The sequence below is a fragment of the Hydrogenophaga sp. ZJX-1 genome (assembly GCF_048590325.1).
Taxonomy (GTDB): domain Bacteria; phylum Pseudomonadota; class Gammaproteobacteria; order Burkholderiales; family Burkholderiaceae_C; genus Hydrogenophaga.
On record NZ_JBMBRA010000008.1, the window covers coordinates 93067 to 112324 of the forward strand.

General features: G+C 66.2%; 18 protein-coding genes. 3 read left to right on the plus strand and 15 right to left on the minus strand.

What is annotated here, in order from left to right:
- Positions 1–3 precede the first annotated feature (3 nt).
- The 12 genes from ACN5W5_RS20435 to gspG all read right to left on the minus strand — a co-directional run bounded on the left by ACN5W5_RS20435 (position 4) and on the right by gspG (position 13326).
- Positions 4–603, minus strand: coding sequence for an SCO family protein (locus ACN5W5_RS20435; RefSeq protein ID WP_420050285.1), 600 nt, complete (start codon positions 601–603; stop codon positions 4–6).
- A gap of 44 nt (positions 604–647) precedes the next feature.
- Positions 648–2387 (minus strand): multicopper oxidase family protein, encoded by a 1740-nt coding sequence (locus ACN5W5_RS20440; protein ID WP_420050286.1) that lies wholly within the window; start codon positions 2385–2387, stop codon positions 648–650.
- Between the two features lie 1291 nt (positions 2388–3678).
- Complete coding sequence (gspE, locus tag ACN5W5_RS20445) at positions 3679–5118, minus strand: type II secretion system ATPase GspE (protein WP_420050287.1); 1440 nt, start codon at positions 5116–5118, stop codon at positions 3679–3681.
- Between the two features lie 4 nt (positions 5119–5122).
- A complete protein-coding gene (gspD, locus tag ACN5W5_RS20450) occupies positions 5123–7276 on the minus strand; it encodes a type II secretion system secretin GspD (RefSeq protein WP_420050288.1) in 2154 nt (717 codons plus the stop codon).
- A 45-nt stretch (positions 7277–7321) separates the two neighbouring features.
- The gene (gspN, locus tag ACN5W5_RS20455) at positions 7322–8116 is read right to left on the minus strand and encodes a type II secretion system protein N (protein WP_420050289.1); all 795 of its coding nucleotides are present in this window, start codon (positions 8114–8116) and stop codon (positions 7322–7324) included.
- On the minus strand, positions 8113–8652 hold the full coding sequence (gene gspM / locus ACN5W5_RS20460) for a type II secretion system protein GspM (RefSeq protein WP_420050290.1): 540 nt from the start codon (positions 8650–8652) through the stop codon (positions 8113–8115). The genes gspN and gspM overlap by 4 nt, the downstream gene beginning before the upstream one ends.
- 5 nt (positions 8653–8657) lie before the next feature.
- Entirely contained in the window at positions 8658–9905 is a 1248-nt protein-coding gene (gene gspL, locus ACN5W5_RS20465; RefSeq protein WP_420050291.1) for a type II secretion system protein GspL, read from the minus strand.
- 107 nt (positions 9906–10012) lie between these two features.
- Positions 10013–11014, minus strand: coding sequence for a type II secretion system minor pseudopilin GspK (gene gspK / locus ACN5W5_RS20470; protein ID WP_420050292.1), 1002 nt, complete (start codon positions 11012–11014; stop codon positions 10013–10015).
- The gene (locus tag ACN5W5_RS20475) at positions 11014–11724 is read right to left on the minus strand and encodes a PulJ/GspJ family protein (protein ID WP_420050293.1); all 711 of its coding nucleotides are present in this window, start codon (positions 11722–11724) and stop codon (positions 11014–11016) included. The genes gspK and ACN5W5_RS20475 overlap by 1 nt, the downstream gene beginning before the upstream one ends.
- A 97-nt stretch (positions 11725–11821) precedes the next feature.
- Positions 11822–12211, minus strand: a complete 390-nt coding sequence (gene gspI / locus ACN5W5_RS20480) for a type II secretion system minor pseudopilin GspI (protein WP_420050294.1) — start codon at positions 12209–12211, stop codon at positions 11822–11824.
- Positions 12208–12690: a prepilin-type N-terminal cleavage/methylation domain-containing protein gene (locus ACN5W5_RS20485; protein ID WP_420050295.1), complete on the minus strand. Its 483-nt coding sequence runs from the start codon at positions 12688–12690 to the stop codon at positions 12208–12210. Before ACN5W5_RS20485 ends, gspI begins: the two co-directional genes overlap by 4 nt.
- A 168-nt stretch (positions 12691–12858) precedes the next feature.
- Positions 12859–13326, minus strand: a complete 468-nt coding sequence (gspG, locus tag ACN5W5_RS20490; RefSeq protein WP_420050296.1) for a type II secretion system major pseudopilin GspG — start codon at positions 13324–13326, stop codon at positions 12859–12861.
- 105 nt (positions 13327–13431) lie between these two features.
- On the opposite strand from gspG, the gene ACN5W5_RS20495 reads away from it, so the two are divergent.
- The gene (locus tag ACN5W5_RS20495) at positions 13432–13932 is read left to right on the plus strand and encodes a type II secretion system protein N (RefSeq protein ID WP_420050297.1); all 501 of its coding nucleotides are present in this window, start codon (positions 13432–13434) and stop codon (positions 13930–13932) included.
- Between the two features lie 11 nt (positions 13933–13943).
- On the opposite strand, the gene ACN5W5_RS20500 is transcribed toward ACN5W5_RS20495, so the two are convergent.
- Positions 13944–14954: a nicotinate-nucleotide--dimethylbenzimidazole phosphoribosyltransferase gene (locus ACN5W5_RS20500; protein ID WP_420050298.1), complete on the minus strand. Its 1011-nt coding sequence runs from the start codon at positions 14952–14954 to the stop codon at positions 13944–13946.
- A gap of 87 nt (positions 14955–15041) precedes the next feature.
- Positions 15042–16652, minus strand: coding sequence for a threonine ammonia-lyase, biosynthetic (ilvA, locus tag ACN5W5_RS20505; RefSeq protein WP_420050299.1), 1611 nt, complete (start codon positions 16650–16652; stop codon positions 15042–15044).
- Between the two features lie 232 nt (positions 16653–16884).
- On the opposite strand from ilvA, the gene ACN5W5_RS20510 reads away from it, so the two are divergent.
- Positions 16885–17334: an OsmC family protein gene (locus tag ACN5W5_RS20510; protein WP_420050300.1), complete on the plus strand. Its 450-nt coding sequence runs from the start codon at positions 16885–16887 to the stop codon at positions 17332–17334.
- A 27-nt stretch (positions 17335–17361) separates the two neighbouring features.
- Here ACN5W5_RS20510 and coq7 read toward each other — a convergent pair whose 3' ends face one another.
- Positions 17362–18009 (minus strand): 2-polyprenyl-3-methyl-6-methoxy-1,4-benzoquinone monooxygenase, encoded by a 648-nt coding sequence (gene coq7, locus ACN5W5_RS20515; protein ID WP_420050301.1) that lies wholly within the window; start codon positions 18007–18009, stop codon positions 17362–17364.
- A 283-nt stretch (positions 18010–18292) separates the two neighbouring features.
- On the opposite strand from coq7, the gene ACN5W5_RS20520 reads away from it, so the two are divergent.
- A complete protein-coding gene (locus ACN5W5_RS20520) occupies positions 18293–19213 on the plus strand; it encodes a porin (protein WP_420050302.1) in 921 nt (306 codons plus the stop codon).
- The last annotated feature ends 45 nt before the right edge of the window (positions 19214–19258 follow it).

Sequence of the window (19258 nt, forward strand, 5' to 3'; positions counted from 1 at the left end):
GCCTCAGGTGAGTTCCAGGATGGTGCGCAGGATCTGGCGGTGCGAGCCGAGCGCGGGGGACATGGTCCAGCGCTCCAGCCGTTCGTTGCCGATGCGCACCATGCCGGTGTGCTGGTTGATGTCGGCATCCAGGGCCTCGGTGTCCCCGACGAAACCGAGCTTGCGGCGCACCAGGTCCACGTCCTGCGGCTTGCCCGTCAGGAAGGTCCAGCCGGGCTGTATGTCGTACTGCTTGATGTAGTCGCGCAGTGCGGCGCTGTTGTCAAACTCGGGGCGCAGGGTGATGGAGTACATGAAGACGTCCTTGCCCAGCCGTTTGCCCAGCGCCTGCTGCACCTGTTTGAGGTTGGCCGTACTGGAGGGGCAGATGCCGGTGCAGATGGAATACATCATGTTGATGGCGACCACCTTGCCCTTGAGCAGGTCGTCATAGAAACGGACCTTGCGGCCGTCGTGGGTTTCGAGCACGACGTTGGGGAAGTAGTCGGCCATGGAGTTGGGCCGCTCGGGCGTGCGGCGGGGCGCACGCGCCTCGGCCGGGCTCACCAGGGACGCGAGCGCCGCGCCGCCAGCGAGCCGAAAGAAATCACGTTTGCTGTTCATGTCGGTTCTCCAGAGTCGTTGGATTGCGGTGTGGTCGCGGTGACCTAGTCCTCGACATCCCAGCGGACCATCATGGCGTGGTCTTCGTGCGAGAGGTTGTGGCAATGCATCAGGTACTTGCCGGTGAAGTCGCGGAAGCGGATGAGGACACGGACCACCTCGTCCGGCGCGAGAACGTACACGTCCTTGCGGCCACGCTCGTGGGGCGGCGGTGGCACGCCGTTTCGGCTGAGGATGCGGCCTTCCTCCAGGTGGATGTGCACCGGGTGGTGCCAGGAACCGTTGCCCTTGAGCACCCAGATTTCAGCGGTGTTGCGTTTGACCGTCGCACCGGCCTTTTCCGGGTCGAAAATCTTGCCGTTGACAGTCCAGATGGCGTTGTCCTTGTCGAACTCCCAGCGCCGGGTCTTGATCACTTCATCGCGCTTGAGGGGCGGCAGCGGGCGCAGTTTCGCGGGTACCTGGCTGACGTCGGGTTCCAGCGGATCGAAGTCCACGTCGAAGCGCAGCAACTGTTCTCCGGGGGTGGTCAGGCCGTCAGGTCCCTTGCCACTTTCCATCAGCAAACGGTTCACCAGGTACAGGCGCGTGCCGTGCGGGTACTGGCTGAAGTCGATCACGATGTCGCCGCGTTCGGCCGGCGCCAGGCGCACGGCGTTCATGGTCAAGGGTGCGGGCAGCAGGTTGCCGTCGTTGGCGATGTAGGTGAAATTCTGGCTGGTGCTGCCGTTCATGAGGTAGAACTCGTAGAAACGGGCCACGCTGGCATTGATCATACGGAAGCGGTACTTGCGGCGCTGCACCTTGAAGAAGGGTTTGATCTTGCCGTTGACGGTGATCTTGTTGCCCAGGTGCCCAGGGGTTCCGGCCAGGGGGTTGTAGGAAACGTAGCCGCTCTGGTCAAACAGGAAGTCGGCGATCACCAGCGGGATGTCGTACTTGCCCACGCCGCTGGGCAGGCGCAGGGCGCGCGGGTTGGTGTCGTGTTCGTTGCCCGAGTCGAACGCGTCGAACAGCAGGTAGGTTCCGGCCATGCCGCGGTAGACGTTTTGCTCCGTGAAGTCGTGCCGGTGGTCGTGGTACCACAGGGTGCCCAGTGCCTCGCGCCAGTCGCCACGGCCATTGGGGTCGGTGGAGAAGCCGGGGTAGCGGTTCATGAACGCATGGTCCTTGAACAGACCGGGCCGTGTGAGTGTGGGTCCGTATCGCAAGGAGCCCCAATAGTCACCGGCAAAACCATCGCTTTCCGAGGCGCAGTGCAGGTTGTGCAGGTGCACCGAGATCTCGGGTGAACCAAAGCCGACCGCATAGGGATCGAGCTCGTTGTGGAAGCGCACCAGCACGGGCTGGTTGTACCGGGCCACGATGCAGGGCCCCGGGAAAATGCCGTCGTAGCCCCAGATGGGCTGGGTGGGCAACTGCGGGTGGAAGGAGTGCATGCCTTCCTTCACATGGATCTCATACAGTTTCCTGGGCGCCTGCCCGGTCCAGGTCTGGTGGGGAAGCCGACCCGCCTCGCCCTCCACCGGGTATTCGCCGGGGGGCGGATTCAGCGACGCCACCGTCTTCTTGGGCACCGGCACCGGCAGGGGCACCATCCAGGCCGAGGTGGTCGGGCCTGGGGGGGGCAGCTTGGGCTGGTCGCCACCGGGAACGGCCTGGGCGCGTGCATCCCGGTTCAGATGCAGGGCGCCTGCACCGGCGATGGCAACGCCCAATGCGCCAGCCTGGATGGATTGCCGCCGGCTCAGCCGCGGCATGGTTTGAGTGGTGGTATCGGACATTTCGTTTCTCCCGAGCGGGTGACTGGGGCAAGGGCCGGGGAATGCCGGTTTCCTGCTACCTGGGCGGGCTGACATGTTTGTCAGTAGGGTTCTGTAACGGCCGTTGGGTCCGGAGCAGAGCACACGCTTTTGATTACATGTGTGACCCGTTGACGTCAGTGTTTTTCGTGCGGTGTAACGCGTCAATCAATAGAAATGGGTACGCAAGACCTTGGTTGTTAAATGGATAATGTTTCCTTAAGTACTCAAAAGTATCCAAACATTGATACCTGAATGTCGTCAGAACACCTTGAATCAGCCTGGATTGATATCTGTCAGTTGTTTCAGAGTGTTTGTATCCTTATGTAACTTTTACATTAATAAGTTTCATGTGACGTTTTTTCCTTCCCATGAGGGATGGCGTTGACGGGCTGCTCGACCCCCAAGGTCTGGGTCGGACGTCAAAGCGCAGCATCACGGCGTGGTCCTCGTGGGAGAGGGAGTGGCAGCGCATGAGGTCCCTGCCGGTGAAGTTCCTGAAGCGGATGAACACATCCACCCGTTCAGCTCCCAGATCTCGGTCGTACCCCGTTTGACGTCGACGGCGGATTTTTCAACGTCGGGGTCTTTTCGTTCACCACCCAGATGTCGTTCAGTTCCTTTTTGAACTCGAACTGGCGCCGGTTCACCACCTGATGCCGGGCGGTCGGTGGCAGGTCCCGGAGCTTGGCCGGCACCTGGCTCACGTCGGGTTCGGCGGGTTCGCTGTCGACGTCGAAGCCGCGGCAACGCCAACGGCCTCCTGCTGGATGGACTGCCGACGGTTGAAGCGCGGCCCCTGATGGGTGGTGGGTTCCGACATGCTGTTACCTCCGGGCTGGCTGAGGGGAAACCGCCAGAAGATGCCTGGTCTGGCCGCCAGGACGGGTCCGTCACGTGTGTCAAGGGGGCACGCAGGCTTCAGCAGAAGTGCGCCTCCTCTCCCCGCGCATTTGTTTACACGTGTGCGCCGCTGAGCACAGTTTTTGCCCGGCCCGATTCAGCGTCAATCCATAAAACTGGCGACGGCCCTGCCCGGCCTTTTCAAGCGTGCTGAGCGGGAAAGACCACGGTTCAGACACTCATCCGGGCGCCAGACGTCGCTCAAGCGGGTGGTGTTGACAATGCCTGCGCCCCACCGTCAACACCTTGGTCACGTCTATTTCAATAACTTTTGAGTCTTGAAGAAGCGCCGTGAAAGCCGCTGGCTCCAGAGCATCGGTGCCTGTCTGGACACAGCGGCCCGGGGCGGGGCGCTGCCACCGGGACGCCTTCAATCCCGCGTGGTGCGCAGGACTTCTTCCTGGCTGGTCACGCCGGTGTTCACCAGCCGCTGGCCGTCTTCGCGCATGGAGCGCAGGCCCGTCGTTGTCGCCGCTGCCAGCAGCTCGCTTTCGGCCGCCCGGCTGTGGATCAGTGCACGGATCGGGTCGTCCACCACCAGCAGTTCGTAGACACCGGTGCGGCCTTTGTAGCCCGCGTTGCAGTGCGCACAACCGGGCGCGGTCCAGCGGCCGTTTTCGTCCTGGCGCCGGCAATGCACGCAGAGCTTGCGCACCAGGCGCTGCGCCAGCACGCCCAGCAGCGAGCTCGACAGCAGGAAGGGTTCGACGCCCATGTCGGTCAGGCGCGTCACGGCGCTCACCGAATCGTTGGTGTGCAGCGTGGCGAGCACCAGGTGGCCGGTGAGCGAGGCCTGGATGGCAATCTGCGCGGTCTCGAAGTCGCGGATCTCGCCGATCATGATCACGTCCGGGTCCTGGCGCAGGATGGCGCGCAGGGCCTTGGCGAAGTCGAGGTCGATCTTGGGGTTGACCTGGGTCTGGCCCACGCCCGCCAGTTCGTATTCGATCGGGTCTTCCACCGTCATGATGTTGAGCGTGCCGGCGTCCAGCCGCTGCAGGGCGGCGTAGAGCGTGGTGGTCTTGCCCGAACCGGTCGGGCCGGTCACTAGGATGATGCCGTGCGGCTGTTGCACCAGGTGTTCGAACTGGGCCAGCACATCGCCCTGCATGCCAACAGCTTCGAGGTTGAGGCGGCTCTCGCTCTTGTCCAGCAGGCGCAGCACGGCGCGTTCGCCGTGGGCGCTGGGCAGGGTGGACACGCGCACGTCCACCGCGCGCGTGCCGATGCGCAGCGAGATGCGGCCGTCCTGCGGCAGGCGTTTTTCAGAGATGTCGAGCTCGGCCATGATCTTCAGGCGCGAGATCAGCGCGGCGTGCAGCGCGCGGTTGGGCTGCACCACCTCGCGCAGCACGCCGTCGATGCGGAAGCGCACGCTGGAATGGCGCTCGAAGGGCTCGATGTGGATGTCGCTGGCGCCGTCGCGTGCGGCCTGCGTGAGCAGGGCGTTGAGCATGCGGATGATGGGCGCGTCGTCGGCGGTTTCCAGCAGGTCTTCAATCGCCGGCAGCTCCTGCATCATGCGGCTCAGGTCGGCGTCGCTCTGCACCTCGCTCACCACCGCGGCCGCGCTCGATTCGCCCTGGGCATAGGCCGCGCTGATGCGCTGCGTGAGGGCGTCGCCCGGCTCCCACAGGAACTCGCGCACCTCGTGGCACCGCAGGATCTCCGAGAGTGCCGAAAGGCGCTGCGTCTGCACCGCCGGGTCGGCCGCGGGCGTGCTGCTGCCCAGCAGGGTCAGGCCCTGGCCATCGTCTTCGAGCAGCCACAGGTGCTGGCGTGCAAAGGCGTAGGGCAGTGGGTGTCTCATGGGATCAGTTGGCCGGGGCGGCGGGCGGTGCCGGCTGCGAAGCCTCGGGTGCGCGCTGGGGCGGCAACACAGGCGCGGTGTTCACGCGCACCACGCTGCTGGGCACCGGCTGGGCGTCTTTCTGCGCGGCGCGCATGAGGTCGTAGCGGTCGAGCGAGAGATTGGTCGTGGCACGCGCGTCGCGCAGCACCACCGGGCGCAGGAACACCATCAGGTTGGTTTTCTTGCGGCTGCGGGTCTCGCTCTTGAACAGGTTGCCAAAGAACGGCACATCGCCCAGGCCGGGCACCTTTTCCTGGTTGCCGGCGTATTCGTCCTGCAGCAGGCCGCCCAGCACGACGATGCCGCCGTCGTCCACCAGCACCGTCGATTCGATGGTGCGCTTGTTGGTGATCAGACCCGTGGCCGAGTTGATCGACGACGCCTGCACGCTGCTGACCTCCTGGAAGATGGTCATCTTGATGGTGCCGTTTTCGCTGATCTGCGGCTTCACGCGCAGGGTCAGGCCCACGTCCTGGCGCTCGATGGTCTGGAACGGGTTGACCGAGCCCTCGTTGCTGCCGGTGTTGGTGAACTGGCCGGTCACGAAGGGCACGTTCTGGCCGATCACGATCTTGGCCTCTTCGTTGTCCAGTGTCAGCAGATTGGGCGTGGACAGGATGTTGCCCTCGCCGTTCTGCTGCAGGAAGCGCGCCAGAAAGCCGAGGATGTAGACGCCGTTGCGTTGCTGGGCGCCGCCGATGTTCAGGCCGGTGCCTGGCGCTGTGATGCTGGCGGTGTCACCCTGCGCGATGGGCAACAGGTTGGTCAGGATGTTGTTGCCGCCGGTGCCGAAGTTGGTGCCCATCAGGCCCACCACGCTGTCGCCGAAATTGCCCAGCGGGCCTTGCCACTGGATGCCGAATTCGGCTGCCTTGTCGGCGTTGACCTCGGCGATCAGGCTTTCCACGTAGACCTGCGCGCGCCGCCCGTCGAGCTGGTCGATGACGGCGCGCAACTGCCGGTATTGCGGCTCGGGCGCGGTGATGATGAGCGCATTCGTGGCCGGATCGGCCTGGATCTGTCCACCGGTGGACGGGCTGGCGCTGGCGGCCACCGGTGCCGTGGCCTGCGGGCTGCCAGCGGCGGTGGACCCGGTCGCCGCACGGATGGCGACGGCGGTGGGGGCGCTGGTCGGTGCACCGGTTCCGCCCGTGCCGCTTTCGCCGGCCATGGCCGCGCGCAACGTGGTCGCCAGCGAGGTGGCGTCGGCGTTTTTCAGGTAGACCACATGGATGTTGCCGCTTGCTTCCTGGCCGCGGGGCTGGTCCAGCTTGGCCACCAACGAGCGCACCAGCGCCAGGCGCGCCGGGTTGGCCGCGCGCAGCACCAGGGTGTTGCTGCGCGGCTCGGCCAGCAGGGTGGTCTTGTAAGAGGTGTCGGCGGTCTGACCAGCGCCCACGGTGGCCGGCTCGATCAGGCGCGTGATCAGCGGGGCGATGTCGATCGCGATGGCGTGCTGCAGCGGAATGATCTCGACATCGGAGGCGCCGGCCACGTCGAGCGCGGCGACGATGCGCCCGATGCGCTTCAGGTTGTCGGCGTAGTCGGTGATCACCAGCGAGTTGTTGCCGGGGTTGACGTTGATGGTGTTGTTGGGGCCGATCAGGGGACGCAGCACCGGCACCAGGTTGTTGGCGGCCTCGTGGTTGAGGCGGAAGATCTGGGTCACGATCTGGTTCGACGAAGCCAGTGAACTGACCGGGCCGGCGTTCACCGGGTTGCCCTGCAGCTTGGCATCGGCCTCGGGCACGATCTTGTAGAGGCCGCCGGTGTCCACCAGGGCAAAGCCCAGCAGCCGCAGCGCGGCGCTGAACTGGTTGAGTGCGGCCGCAGGAGAAACGGGCCGGTCGGTGGACAGGCTGATGGTGCCCTTGACGCGTGGGTCGACCACCACGTTGCGCCCGCTGATGGACGCCATGGTGCGGGCGACCGCTTCAATCTCGGCGTCGACAAAACTCAGCACCACGGGCTCGCTGCGCCCGCTTTGCGCCAGCGCGACCGGCCCGGGCAGCAGGCACAGGCAGCCGGCCAGGGTGAGCGCCTTCAGCAGACCCGCTGTCTGCCCGGATATCGGATGGACCCGGGTGGGCTGGGCTCGGGAGGGTATGCGGTTCATCGCTTGATCCTATCGCGAAGTGCTGGGCATCGGCGGTGCCGCGCTTCAGCCAATGTTCAGAATCGAGCGCGGTCCCTGCCGGCGCCCGAGGATGTTGAGCAGGTTGTCCAGCGCTTGTTCGCGCCCGGGAGCGGCCTGGGCCTCGCCCTGGAAGCGCAGCCGTCCGCCCACCCACTGGCCGCTGCCCTGCAGCCGCAGCCCGCCGCGCAGCGTGCTCAGGTTCAGCGTGGTGCTGTGGCCGTCGGCCGCGGCTAGCAGTTCCAAGCGGTAACTGCCCAGCGGGCGCAGGGTGGACAGGCGGGACGCCATGTCCAGCGCGTCCACGGTCAGGCCACCTTGCAGGCCCAGGCGACCCTGCACCTGCTGCACGACCAGGCCGCTGGAGCGCAGCGCGAGCTGGCCATCGGGCCGCAAGGTGTTCCAGGGGGTGCCCAGACCCACCAGCAACACGGCGGGCCACTGGCTGCTGAAGGCGGCGATACGCAGTTCCATGCCCTGCCAGCCGGGCAGCAGCAGGATGTCCAGCGGCTCGGGCGAACAGCAGGGTGTGTTGAGCTGGAGCGCGACGGCTGGCTGGCCCGAAGCCCAGGCTGGCGCCAGCCGCCAGCGCAGCCCCAGGGGCAGGGCGCTCAGGCTGCGGCTGCCTTCGCCGCCGGTGAGCAGCAGGTCGGCCTGGCCCTGCCAGACGCTGCCGCGCGCGTTGACCAGTTGCACCTGGCCCGCGCTGGCGCTGTGCATGGCCGCGGCGAGCCAGCGCGCGGGCGCAAACAGCAGCATGGCCAGCAACAGGCCCAGGCTGCCGCCGAGCCAGGCCAGGCGCACGGACCAGCGGCTGCTCATCGTTCGTCCGACTGCAGACCGGGCCCCGCCAGCACCAGTTGCCCGCTCCATCCGACGGGGTTTGCCTGCTGCTGGAGCTGGGCCTGCACTGGCAGCAGACGGGCATTGACGCGCATCTGGTTCAGCCACTGGGACAGGGCCTCGGGTGCGGTGCCCCGGAAATTCACGCTCGCGCGATCACCCTGTACCGACACCTGCGCCGTGCCACCCAACTGGCTGGTGTATTGCTCCAGCGCGCGCAGCGTGGCGGCGCGGCCGGGCGGCGGGCTGGTGTTGAGCGAGCGCAACTGTTCGGCGCTGGCGGCCAGTTGTTGCATCTGTGCCAGTTGGGCGTCCAGCCGGGCATGGCGTTCGGGTGCCTGGCGCAGCGTGCTCAGGGCCGGCGCGAGCGCCAGCCACCACAGCAGACTCAGGCCCACCACCCAGGCGGCGGCAAACACCGCGCGCCGTTCGCGGGGCGACAGGCGTTCGAGCGCTGCGCCCAAACCCTGACCGAAACGGGCCAGGACGGTGGTGGGTCGGGTGCGTGTGTTCATCGGTGTCAGGGGGTTGCCGGGCGCAGGGTGAGCTCGGTGTCTTTGACCTGCGCCTGCCAGCCGCTGCGCTGCAGGGTTTGCTGCAGCGTTGGCAGTGCGTCTTCGCTGCCGGGTGTCATGGTGAAGCGGCCTTCGGCGCTGCTGAAATCGATGCTGCTCAGTGCGGCTGCGGGGGCGTCGGTGGCCCGACCCAACACGCCGAGCATGGCTTCGAGGTCCCCGTGGGCCAAGGTGCCACTGGCCCGCTGCAGGCGGGTCAGCTCGCGCTGCATCTGCAAGGGGGCGTCGAGCACCAGCTTGACTTGCGGAAAGCTGCGCTGCAGCGTCTGCCCCAGGGCCTGCTGTTTGGCCGCGAGCACGCGCCGCTCCTGCCAGGCGGCGGCATTCAGGCCGATGAGCTGGACCACCAGCAGCGCGGCCAGCCCCCAGCGCGCAGACCGCCAGGCCGGCGCGCTGCGCCATTGGCGCAGGGTCTGGCGCAGGCGCTGGCCGCGCCGGGCGGTGCTGGACAGGCTGAGGTCGAACTGCGCCAGATTCCATTCGGACTGGGCGCAGCGCAGCAGCCAGGCCGGCAGCGCCACGAGCTCGAAGCGCTGGCCGAGCAATTGTTCGGCTTCGGCCGCGGCGGCGGGCTCGGCCAGCCACTGGGTGGCGCCGTCGGGCGTTTCGGTGTCCCCCGGGATGGGCATGACCAGGGCCGCCACGCCGGCGCTGCCGGGTTGCAGCGGCGTGCAGACCACGCCCAGCGCGCTGGCGCTCGCGAGCCAGGGCCGACCGGCCTGGTGGTGGGCCCAGTGAACCGTCGGAGAGGCCACGCTGCGCGACGATGCCAGGTGCGGCCAGATCGACGGCACGATGCGCGAAACCGGGCGGCCCGTGTCTTCCAGGACCTGCAGCCAGCCTTTGAGCCAGGCCTTGTGACAGGCGGCGATCCACACCGTCTGCCCGGATCGGCCACCCGGTTCGAGCGCGAAATGCAGCTCGCCGCTGTCGCTCAGCAGGTGTTCTTCCAGCACGCCGTCGAGCACGGCGCGCAGCCTGGCGTTGGCGACACGGGGCAGGGTGGCGCGGTGCCAGGACACGGCGTGGGGTGGCAGGACCAGCACCACGTCGTCGTCGGCGGGCAGCAGCGAGGCCGCGCAGGTGCCGTGCTCGGCCAGTTGTTGCCCGTTGCCTGAGCGCGCCCAGTCCAGCGTCGCACCGGAGGCTGTGGCGCTGGCGACGGAGAACGAAGTGGGTGTGAGGATCAGCACGTCGGGCCTGGGTCAGGGAAGGGTGCGCGCACGCGGGATGTTCTGCATTTTAGGGACCGGCAGCGTACCGGCGGATCGTCTATGGTGTCGGACACCCTGCCGGCGTGTCATGGTCGGGCGGCGACGCGCTCGCGCCACCGGACGTTGACATTGAGCCCGTTGCGCACCACCAGTGAATGTTCTTCGGTCACGGTGTCGTCCAGCCGCAAGCGGACCCGGACCTCGAAAAAGCGGCTGCGCACATCGTGTTGCTGGCTGTTGACGGTCTCGTTGGTGGCGCCGGGAATGCGGGCCTGCGCGCCAGGCAGATCCCTGAAGGGCCGGTCGGCGCGCTCGCTGACCAGCAGCTGCGCCTGGGCCAGGTCCAGACCGGGGATGCTGGCGCTCAGCGCTTCGGCGCTGGCGGTGTTCAGGTTCAGGGTGCTGCGTTCGGGCAGCACCGTGACGTGGGGTTGCAGGGCCTTCAGGCTGGCCGGGCTGACCCCCAGCCATCCGAGCTGCGCGAAGCGCGTCGGGAGCAGCGGCGTGGGCGAGGGCTTGGGGTCGTTCAGCGCCAGGTTCGACGTGCTCAGCAGGGCCGAAACCAGGTTGTCGAGTTCGGCCTGCGGCCGGTCCAGCAACTGGTAGAGCTTGGTGAAAGCCGCCAGATCGGGCGGCGAGACCTCGACCTGGGTTTTCGCACCGCTGCCGGTGCGGCGGACCAGGTTCAAGGCGTTCAGGCGCGACTGCGCGTCGGACATTTCGCCCGACATGAAGGCCGGCAACATGTCGTCGGCGCTGTTGCTGTTGTTGTTCTTGTCGGCGGCCAGAAAACTGGAGAGCTGGGCTTCTTCGAGCGGTGTGGCCCAGGGCTCGCCCAGGTGATCGGCGTGGCCGCTGTTGCGGTTGCCCCGGGCATCTTCCCGCAGGATCAGCCGCGCCCAGTCCAGCGCACCGGTGAGTATCCAGCTCGCCTGCACGCGCTGGCGCTCGGCCGCCTCCACCTCGGCCGAGCGCCATTGTTGCCACACCGCGGCCGAGGCCAGCGTGGCGACCAGGGTCACGACCAGCATGGCCAGCAGCAGTGCCGCGCCGCGCTGGCGACCGATGGGGCGTCGGCGGTTTTTCATCATGGCGATCCGGCCGCCAGGGTCGGCCGCACCCAGTCGCGCACCAGCGTGCCCGAGAGGCCTTGGCCCGCAGACAGTTCGAGCACCAGGCGCACCCCGTTGGGCAGCAGGCTCACCCCCGCCACGCCACGGCCTTCATTGCCGATGGACGACAGCGGATTTCCCCAAGTGGCGCCACGGTGGTAGAAAAGTTGCCAGCGGTCGATGCCGATGAGTGCGAGTGCGGTGTCGTTGGTGCCCGCCCCATCGCGCTGCTGTTCACCGAGTCCCCATTGCGAGGCCCGTTCCCAGGCTTGCGCGAGTTCGTCGCGGCGGCGCAGTGGCGGCGATTGCCAGCGCGTCCATTGCGGGCCGCCGGTGCCGCCGGCCGTCGGGTCCTTGCGCGTCCAGGCGACCACCCGGATGCCTGGGCTCTGCAGTGCGTTTTCGGTGCTGTCGCGCCGGGTCAGGCGCAGCACGCGGCCATCAAAATCCAGCGCACCCAGTTCGCCGGTTTCGACCAAAGCGTCCAGATCGGCACCCCACTGACCCAGCGCCGCCTGCAGCCGCAGGATCTCGTCGGCGCGCTGCTGGGTGATTTCCTGGGCGCGATTCATGCCATCGAGCGAGCGCCAGCTGAGCAAGGCCAGCAAGCCCATCACCGCCAGCGCCACCAGCAGCTCGATCAGCGTGAAACCGCGGTGCTGGTCGTGCGACGACCCGCGCCGCACGAAACGGTCCAGCCCAAGGCTCCGCCGGGCCGGCTTTGCCGGACGGCCAGTGCCGCCCCCTTGGGGGTCGCGCGAAGCGCGGCGGGGGTGTTTCACCTCAGTACCGCCCCATCACCGTGGACAAGGTGAGCAGCCGCGCGTTCACCCCTTGCACCGGCCCCTCGACCACAGCGTCGACGCGCCGGAAGTTGGGGTTCGGCGTCGGCAATACGGCCAGCCGCACCTGCAGCTGCCGTCCCGCCTGTTCGCAGTTGCTCGTGCTCTCGCCCACACCCGGCAGCTGGCGGTTCAGGCGCAGCTTGGTCAGTTCGTTTTCGGCACAGAGCTGGGCCAGCCATTGATCACTTTGCCGCTCCGCGGCACGGGTGAGGGCGCCGGTGGCCTGCATGCCGGCGGCCAGCGTGATCGCCACCACCGCCAGCGCGACGAGGATTTCGATCAGGGTGAAGCCCTGGGTACGGCTTTCACGAAAACGCGCGGTGTTCATGGTGCAGCGGTCTCGGGCAACACGGCGAACGGCGAGAGCCCATCGGTGCCCAGCGTCAGCTGGTGCGCGCCATGCATCAGCCGCAGGCGCTGCGCCGCGATCAGGGGCTCGGGACCCAGCACCAGGCTGCTCGCTCCGGTGGGCTGGGCGATCTGCACCCGGGTCTCCGGGTGCAGCCAGCTGCGTTCGTTCGCCAGAGAGGCTGGCGCCTGCGGGCGCGCCGGCGCGCCCAGGAATTCGAACCCCTCCGCTGTCGGCCGCCAGTACACCGGCACGCCGCTGCTGCGCGATTGGGCACGCGCCGATTCGAGCAGCGCCGACAGGCGCAGGGCTTCGGTCTCCAGCCGGCTGGCGTCGTTGTCGCGCAAGGTCAGGCTCACGCCGGCCGTGGCCAACGCCACGATGGCCACAACGACCATCAGCTCCAGCAGGGTGAAACCGCGCTGGGGCAGGCTGGTGCGTGGAGCAACTGGCAGCACCTCAGCACTCCAGCAATGCGTCTGGGCGCGAGGACAAACAAGCGGGATTCAATAGGCTCCTGCAAGCGAGGTGCATCCGCCCAGCGGGTGCCGAAGATCCGGCTCCGCCGGTCCAAAGGCACCGTCCCCCTGGGGGGAAGCCGCGCAGCGGCGCAGGGGGGAGTTCGTTCACTGCCAGCTGCCGACGTCGGCGTCGCGGCCTTCGCCCCCCGGCTGGCCGTCAGCGCCCAGCGACAGCACGTCGACTTCGCCGTGCACGCCGGGGTTGAGGTACTGGTACGGACGGTTCCAGGGGTCGCCCGGCAGCTTCTCCAGATAAGGGCGCCAGTTGGGTGGCACCGGGTTGATGGTGGGCTTGACGAGCAGTGCGTTCAGGCCCTGCTCGCTCGTGGGGTAGCGCTGGTTGTCGAGGCGGTACAGCTTGAGTGCCTGCATCAGGTTGTTGACGTCGGTCTTGGCCGCGGTGACGCGGGCGTCGTCGGCGCGATCGAGCACGTTGGGCACGATCAGCGCGGCCAGCACGCCGATGATGACCAGCACCACCATCAGTTCAATGAGCGTGAAGCCGCGCTGCAGCGAACGCCGCCAGGTGGGTATCAACGCAGTGGTGTGTGGGGACAGAGGGTGGTGTTTCAAGGCGATCTCCCGGGAGCAGATGGCTGGGGTGCGCCGGTCTGAACGGCATCCAGCGGCAGGCACACCCACAGAGGGTCGTGACAGTCGGTCGATCATAATGCGGCCATGAACAAACGGGCATTCTCCGGGCGCGTCTTCAACCCTGTGGCCAGTGCGGCAGCGGGCTGGGCGGGAGGCCGTTTCTGGCCTGCTCTGGCCGCCGGCTTGTTCTGGCTGGCGGCGGGCTTGAGTGCCGGGTACTGGGCGCTGCGTGCGTGGGGGCAGGGGCCTTTGACCCCGCTGGCCGCGCTGGCGGTATCGGCGCCCCAGGCCGACGTGGCCGCGGTGGCCCGCGCGCTGGGATCGCGTCCGCAACAAGGAGTGGCCGAGGGCGCGCCGCCGCCGCCCGCGACGCGTTACCGGTTGATCGGTCTGGCGGTTCGCCCAGGGCAGGGCGGCGCAGCCCTGATCGCTGTTGACGACCAACCGCCGCGCCCCGTCCGGGTGGGCGATGCGCTGGAGGCGGGGTTGGTGCTGCAGTCGGTGAACGGCCGTGAAGCCCGGCTGGGACCCCAGCGCACCGGGCCCAGCACGGTGCAACTGATCCTGCCGAAGGTCGAGGACTGAAAGACCCCGGTTCAGTGCGTCAAGAGCCGCTGGGCCGCCTGCAGCAGGGGCCAGGCCAGCAAGGTGCCCACACCCTGACCCATGCGCAGCTCCATGTCCAGCAGTGGCTGGGCTTGCAGGTGGATCAGCAGCAAGCGGTGGCCCGGGTCAGCCGACCGGTGGGCAAACACCAGGTAGTCCGCCACAGCAGGGACCAGGCCGCGCGCCACCAGCGCGGCCGCTCCGGCCACAAACCCGTCAACCAGCACCACGCGCCGCTCGCTCGCAGCCTGCAGCATCGCGCCGGCCATCATGGCGATTTCAAATCCGCCCATGGCGGCCAGCGCGTCCAGTGGCTTGACCGCTTTGCGGTGCCGGCTGGCTGCGGCGAAGAGTTTCTCCAGCTTGTGCTTCAGCCAGACCTCGTCCGGGCCGGCGCCGACTCCACAGGCGTCGCTCAGTGGCACACCGCAAAGGCGCGACAGCAGCAGCGCTGCACAGGATGTGTTGGCCACGCCGACATCGCCGAGGGCGAGCACGTTGCCGGGCAGGTGCTTCACCACGTCCATGCCCGCGTGCAGGGCGGCGATGGCCTGCGGTACCGACATGGCCGGACTCAGCACCATGTTGCGTGTGCCGTAACCGATCTTGCGCAGCAGGAGGGGGACTTGCGACGGGGCATCGCCGGGCGGCAGGATGTGGGAGGCCACACCCGCATCCACCACGGTCAGGTCGAATCCCTGCTGCTCGGCCAGGCTGTTGACCAGTGACGTGCCCTGCAACATGTGCAGCACGCGGAGACGGGTGAGGCCTTGTTCAGACTGCGAGACGCCCTCGTCAGAAATGCCGTGGTCGCCAGCAAACACCAGCAGTTGCGGTTGGTCGAGACGGATCTGATCGAAGATCAGCGGGCTGGTGTGCTGGATGCTGGCCAGTTGCACGGCCAGCGTTTCCATGCGGCCCAAGGCGTGTTCGGGCTGGTGCTCCGGCCGGAGCTGTTGCCGCAGAGAAATCGCCAGTTCAGCGTTATCTGTGGGCGCCACATGCGGCCACTGCGGTTCGGGCAAGGCCGTCCTGTTCCGGGGTTCTTCAACCACTGTTTCAGTCCTTGCGTCCATGGTGTCGGTGCCTCAGCTTTTGAGAAACAGACGGTACACCGGATTGGCGGTTTCCTCGACGTACGGGTAGCCCAGTGTGTCGAGGAAGCGCGCAAACGCTTTGTCGTCCTTGGGCGGCACCTGGAGCCCAACCAGGATGCGGCCGTAGTCAGCGCCCTGGTTGCGGTAATGAAACAGGCTGATGTTCCAGCCCGGACGCATGAGGCTGAGAAACTTGAGCAAGGCGCCCGGCCGCTCGGGAAAGACGAAGCGCAACAGACGCTCGTCCTGGGCCAGCGGTGAATGCCCACCCACCATGTGGCGAATGTGTTCTTTGGCGAGGTCGTCGTGCGTGAGGTCCAGCGCCTCGAAACCCTGGCGCTTGAAATTGGTGGCGATCCTGGCCGACTCGCCCTTGCCCTGCGTGGTCAGTCCCACAAAAACGTGCGCCGTGTTGGCGTTGCCGATGCGGTAGTTGAACTCGGTCACGTTGCGCGGTCCACCGGGCAGGTCGCCGATGGTTTCCAGAAAACGTTTGAAGCTGCCGCGCTCTTCGGGGATGGTCACGGCGAACAGGGCCTCGCGTTCTTCACCCACCTCGGCGCGTTCGGCCACGAAGCGCAGCCGGTCGAAGTTCATGTTGGCACCGCACAGGATGGCAGCATAGGTTTCGCCCTTGGTCTTGTGCTTGGCGACGTACTGTTTGACCGCAGCAACGGCCATCGCGCCTGAGGGTTCGACGATGCTGCGCGTGTCGATAAAGATGTCCTTGATGGCCGCACACACCGCGTCGGTGTCGACCACCATGAACTCGTCCACCAGACCACTGGCGATGCGGAAGGTTTCTTCGCCCACGAGTTTGACGGCTGTACCGTCCGCGAAGAGACCCACATCGGCCAGCGTGATGCGCTGGCCCGCCTGGACCGATTGCATCATGGCGTCGGAGTCCACGGTCTGCACGCCGATCACCTTGATCTCCGGGCGCACCGCCTTGATGTAGTTGGCCACGCCCGAAATCAGCCCACCGCCGCCTATCGCTACGAACACCGCGTCCAGGTGGTCCGAACCCAGACTTTGCAGTTGTCGCAGGATTTCCATGGCAATCGTGCCCTGGCCGGCGATCACGTCCGGGTCGTCAAACGGGTGCACGAAAGTCAGGCCCTGCTTTTTCTGCAGCGCCACCGCGTGGGTGTAGGCATCGGAGTAGCTGTCGCCGTGCAGCACCACGTCACCGCCGAGCGCCCGAACCGCGTCCACCTTCACCTGTGGGGTGGTGGTCGGCATCACGATCACCGCGCGGGTGCTCAGCTTGTGGCCGCCCAGCGCCACGCCTTGGGCGTGGTTGCCGGCCGACGCACAGATCACGCCCTTTTTCAGCTGCTCGGGGGTCAGCTGCGCCATCTTGTTGTAGGCACCGCGCAGCTTGAAGCTGAACACGGGTTGCTGGTCTTCGCGCTTGAGCAGCACTGTGTTGTGCAGACGCCGGCCCAGGTTTTTTGCCGGTTCCAGGGCCGATTCAACGGCCACGTCATAGACCCGGGCTGTCAGGATCTTCTTGAGGTATTCGGCGGGTGTCAGCGTTGTGACGGGGGACGAGGCCGGCAGAGCGGCAGGGGCGGCGGGCTTTTTGGGGCTGACGGGCATGGTGTTTCCTCGGTGCTCATCATATAGAGCGCGCCAGCCGGCCAAAAAAAACCCGGACTGGAAGAACCGGTCCGGGTTTAAATCCACCCTTGGAGGGCAGAGGAGACAACCTTCAATACAATGACGTCAGTATAGCGCTCGCATGCTGCATCGCAACATCCTGAATCCTGAATTTGCTCCTTTTTAGGGAGCAGATTCAAAAATCGTCGTTTATTTCACATCTGGAAGCTTCATGGAATGCACCGTCTCCTGGACAGGCGCCACCGGCACCCGATCGCACATGGGTTTTGTGGCGGAAACCGGCAGTGGTCATGTGCTGGCGATGGACGGTGCTCCAGACGCCGCGAAACCTGAAAATGGCGGGGCCAACATGGCGCCGCGGCCCATGGAAACACTTCTGGCAGGCACTGGTGGCTGTACCGCCTACGACGTGGTGCTGATCCTGAAACGTGGCCGTCACGATGTTCGGGGCTGCAGCGTCAAGCTCAGCACCGAACGGGCCGAGACCGATCCCAAGGTCTTCACCAAGATCCACATGCATTTCACGGTCACCGGCAAGGCCATCCCGCCCATGGCGGTGGAGCGAGCCATTGCCATGAGCCACGACAAATACTGTTCCGCCAGCATCATGCTGGGCAAGACGGCGGAAATCACCACCGGTTTCGACGTGCTGGAAGCCTGAGCCCACGCTGAAGGGGGCTTCAGGCGCTCAGATCCGATGCGCCACCGTCGTCATCACACGGGCGGCAAGCCGCATCAGGCCCCTGACGGGTTCTGGCAACTCGGTGGCACCCGCGTGTTGGGCCTCGCGGGCGTGGCGTGCTTCGTCGTCCTTCATCTGAGCCACGATGGCCCGTGACGCCTGATCACCGGGAGGCAGGCGGTCCATGTGGCTCGCCAGATGAGCTTCCACTTGGCGCTCCGTTTCCACCACAAAGCCCAGGCTAACGCCCGGCCCAAAGCGCCCTGCCAGCAAGCCCAGTCCAAAAGCACCCGCATACCAGAGCGGATTCAGCAGGGAGGGACGTGCGCCCAGTTCGTCCAGGCGCTGTCGGGTCCAGGCCAAGTGATCGGTTTCTTCTTTGCCTGCGGCCTCCAGCTGGACCGCCAGTGCCGGATGGGTCGTCCGTTGGTTGGCCCGGGGTGAGCGTGCCGCTAGCGCTTGTGCGGTGTACAACGCCTGAGCGCACACCTCACCAACATGATTCACCCTCATCAGGGCGCCAGACAAAATCCGGTCTGATTCACTCAGTTGCTCGTCGCCACACTCGGGAACAGTGGGACAGGCGCGCGAGGCGCGAGGATGCACAAAAATAGTGCGTAACGCCGAGTCGGCGGCATTGAGCAGGGCATCCATAAGCAAATCTCCAGGAGGTTGGTTCGGTACCAATTGGGCCGGACAGAAAGCCATTTTCCCGCAGATAGGCGACATACCTAGTATTTACCCTTATTTTGTTGACGGTTCGAAACGCCTTGGGTTGTATGACTTGTGGCCTGTTTGCAACAAAGCGATGCCCCGATGGCTGAAAGCTTTGCATCGGGCTTCCCCTTCTGGTGCAATCGCAACAGCTTCCACGAACGGAGGTTGGCTCGAGGGCTTAAGACCCACGGCCTCTTATTCAACCTTGGAGATACTCTCAATGAAAAAGACCCTGATTGCTCTGGCCGCCGTGGCTGCCACCGGCGCCGCCTTCGCTCAATCTTCCGTGACTCTGTACGGCGTGGCCGACGTGGCACTGACCAAGTCGACCGACACCTCTGCGGCTGTGATGAGCGCTGGCGCTTTGAACAACGGTACCAGCCGTTGGGGCGTGCGCGGCACCGAAGATCTCGGTGGCGGTCTGAAGGCAGGCTTCACTTTCGAACAAGGTCTCAGCTTGGGCGACGGCTCCATCTCCACCTCCGGCGCTGGTGATTTCGGACGTGCAGCCTGGATGAACCTGAGTGGCGGTTTCGGTGACCTGCGCCTGGGTCGCAGCCTGACCCCGGCGTTCTACGGCATCGCCGCTTGGGAACTGACCGGCACCGCCAACTACTCAGTGGTCGGCTCGCAGTTCGGTTTCCTGGGAGCCGCCCGCAGCAGCGCCCAGATCATGTACACGACCCCCAGCATGGCTGGCTTCTCCGTCGCCTTTGCTCACGTGCTGAAGGGAAATAACGTGGTTGAAGGCGTTGAGCGTGCACGCAACAACCTGAACGCCATCTACCGCAATGGCCCAATCGTTGTCGCCTTCTCCTACGACAAGCTCCAGGATGCCGAAGCCGGCAAGGTGCTGGGCGCCAGTTATGACTTCGGTGGCTTCAAGCTGGCTGGTTCCGTGATGGATCCTTCCGGCGTTGCCAAGGGTTTCACGCTGGGCGGCAGCACCACCATGGGCCCTGTGACCCTGACGCTGGATGTCGCACGCGACACCGAAGCCAAAGACACCGATCTGCTGGTTGAAGCCAAGTACGCTCTGAGCAAGCGCACCTTCACCTACGCAGCGATCGTCCGTGATGGCAAGGGTGAGGATGCCAAGAACTTCAACCACTTGGCTCTGGGCGTTCGCCACAATTTCTGATCTGGCGCCGGCTTGAGCCGGCGACCGCTCCGAATCAAAAACCCT

What these genes read in the sequence shown, in the direction of transcription:
- gspK (WP_420050292.1), bottom strand. Translation starts at nt 11,014, where the DNA reads ATGAAAAACCGCCGACGCCCCATCGGTCGCCAGCGCGGCGCGGCACTG.
- gspM (WP_420050290.1), bottom strand. Translation starts at nt 8,652, where the DNA reads ATGAACACACGCACCCGACCCACCACCGTCCTGGCCCGTTTCGGTCAG.
- coq7 (WP_420050301.1), bottom strand. Translation starts at nt 18,009, where the DNA reads ATGGATGCCCTGCTCAATGCCGCCGACTCGGCGTTACGCACTATTTTT.
- ACN5W5_RS20440 (WP_420050286.1), bottom strand. Translation starts at nt 2,387, where the DNA reads ATGTCCGATACCACCACTCAAACCATGCCGCGGCTGAGCCGGCGGCAA.
- ACN5W5_RS20495 (WP_420050297.1), top strand. Translation starts at nt 13,432, where the DNA reads ATGAACAAACGGGCATTCTCCGGGCGCGTCTTCAACCCTGTGGCCAGT.
- gspN (WP_420050289.1), bottom strand. Translation starts at nt 8,116, where the DNA reads ATGAGCAGCCGCTGGTCCGTGCGCCTGGCCTGGCTCGGCGGCAGCCTG.
- ACN5W5_RS20520 (WP_420050302.1), top strand. Translation starts at nt 18,293, where the DNA reads ATGAAAAAGACCCTGATTGCTCTGGCCGCCGTGGCTGCCACCGGCGCC.
- gspE (WP_420050287.1), bottom strand. Translation starts at nt 5,118, where the DNA reads ATGAGACACCCACTGCCCTACGCCTTTGCACGCCAGCACCTGTGGCTG.
- ACN5W5_RS20510 (WP_420050300.1), top strand. Translation starts at nt 16,885, where the DNA reads ATGGAATGCACCGTCTCCTGGACAGGCGCCACCGGCACCCGATCGCAC.
- gspI (WP_420050294.1), bottom strand. Translation starts at nt 12,211, where the DNA reads ATGAACACCGCGCGTTTTCGTGAAAGCCGTACCCAGGGCTTCACCCTG.
- ACN5W5_RS20435 (WP_420050285.1), bottom strand. Translation starts at nt 603, where the DNA reads ATGAACAGCAAACGTGATTTCTTTCGGCTCGCTGGCGGCGCGGCGCTC.
- gspD (WP_420050288.1), bottom strand. Translation starts at nt 7,276, where the DNA reads ATGAACCGCATACCCTCCCGAGCCCAGCCCACCCGGGTCCATCCGATA.
- ilvA (WP_420050299.1), bottom strand. Translation starts at nt 16,652, where the DNA reads ATGCCCGTCAGCCCCAAAAAGCCCGCCGCCCCTGCCGCTCTGCCGGCC.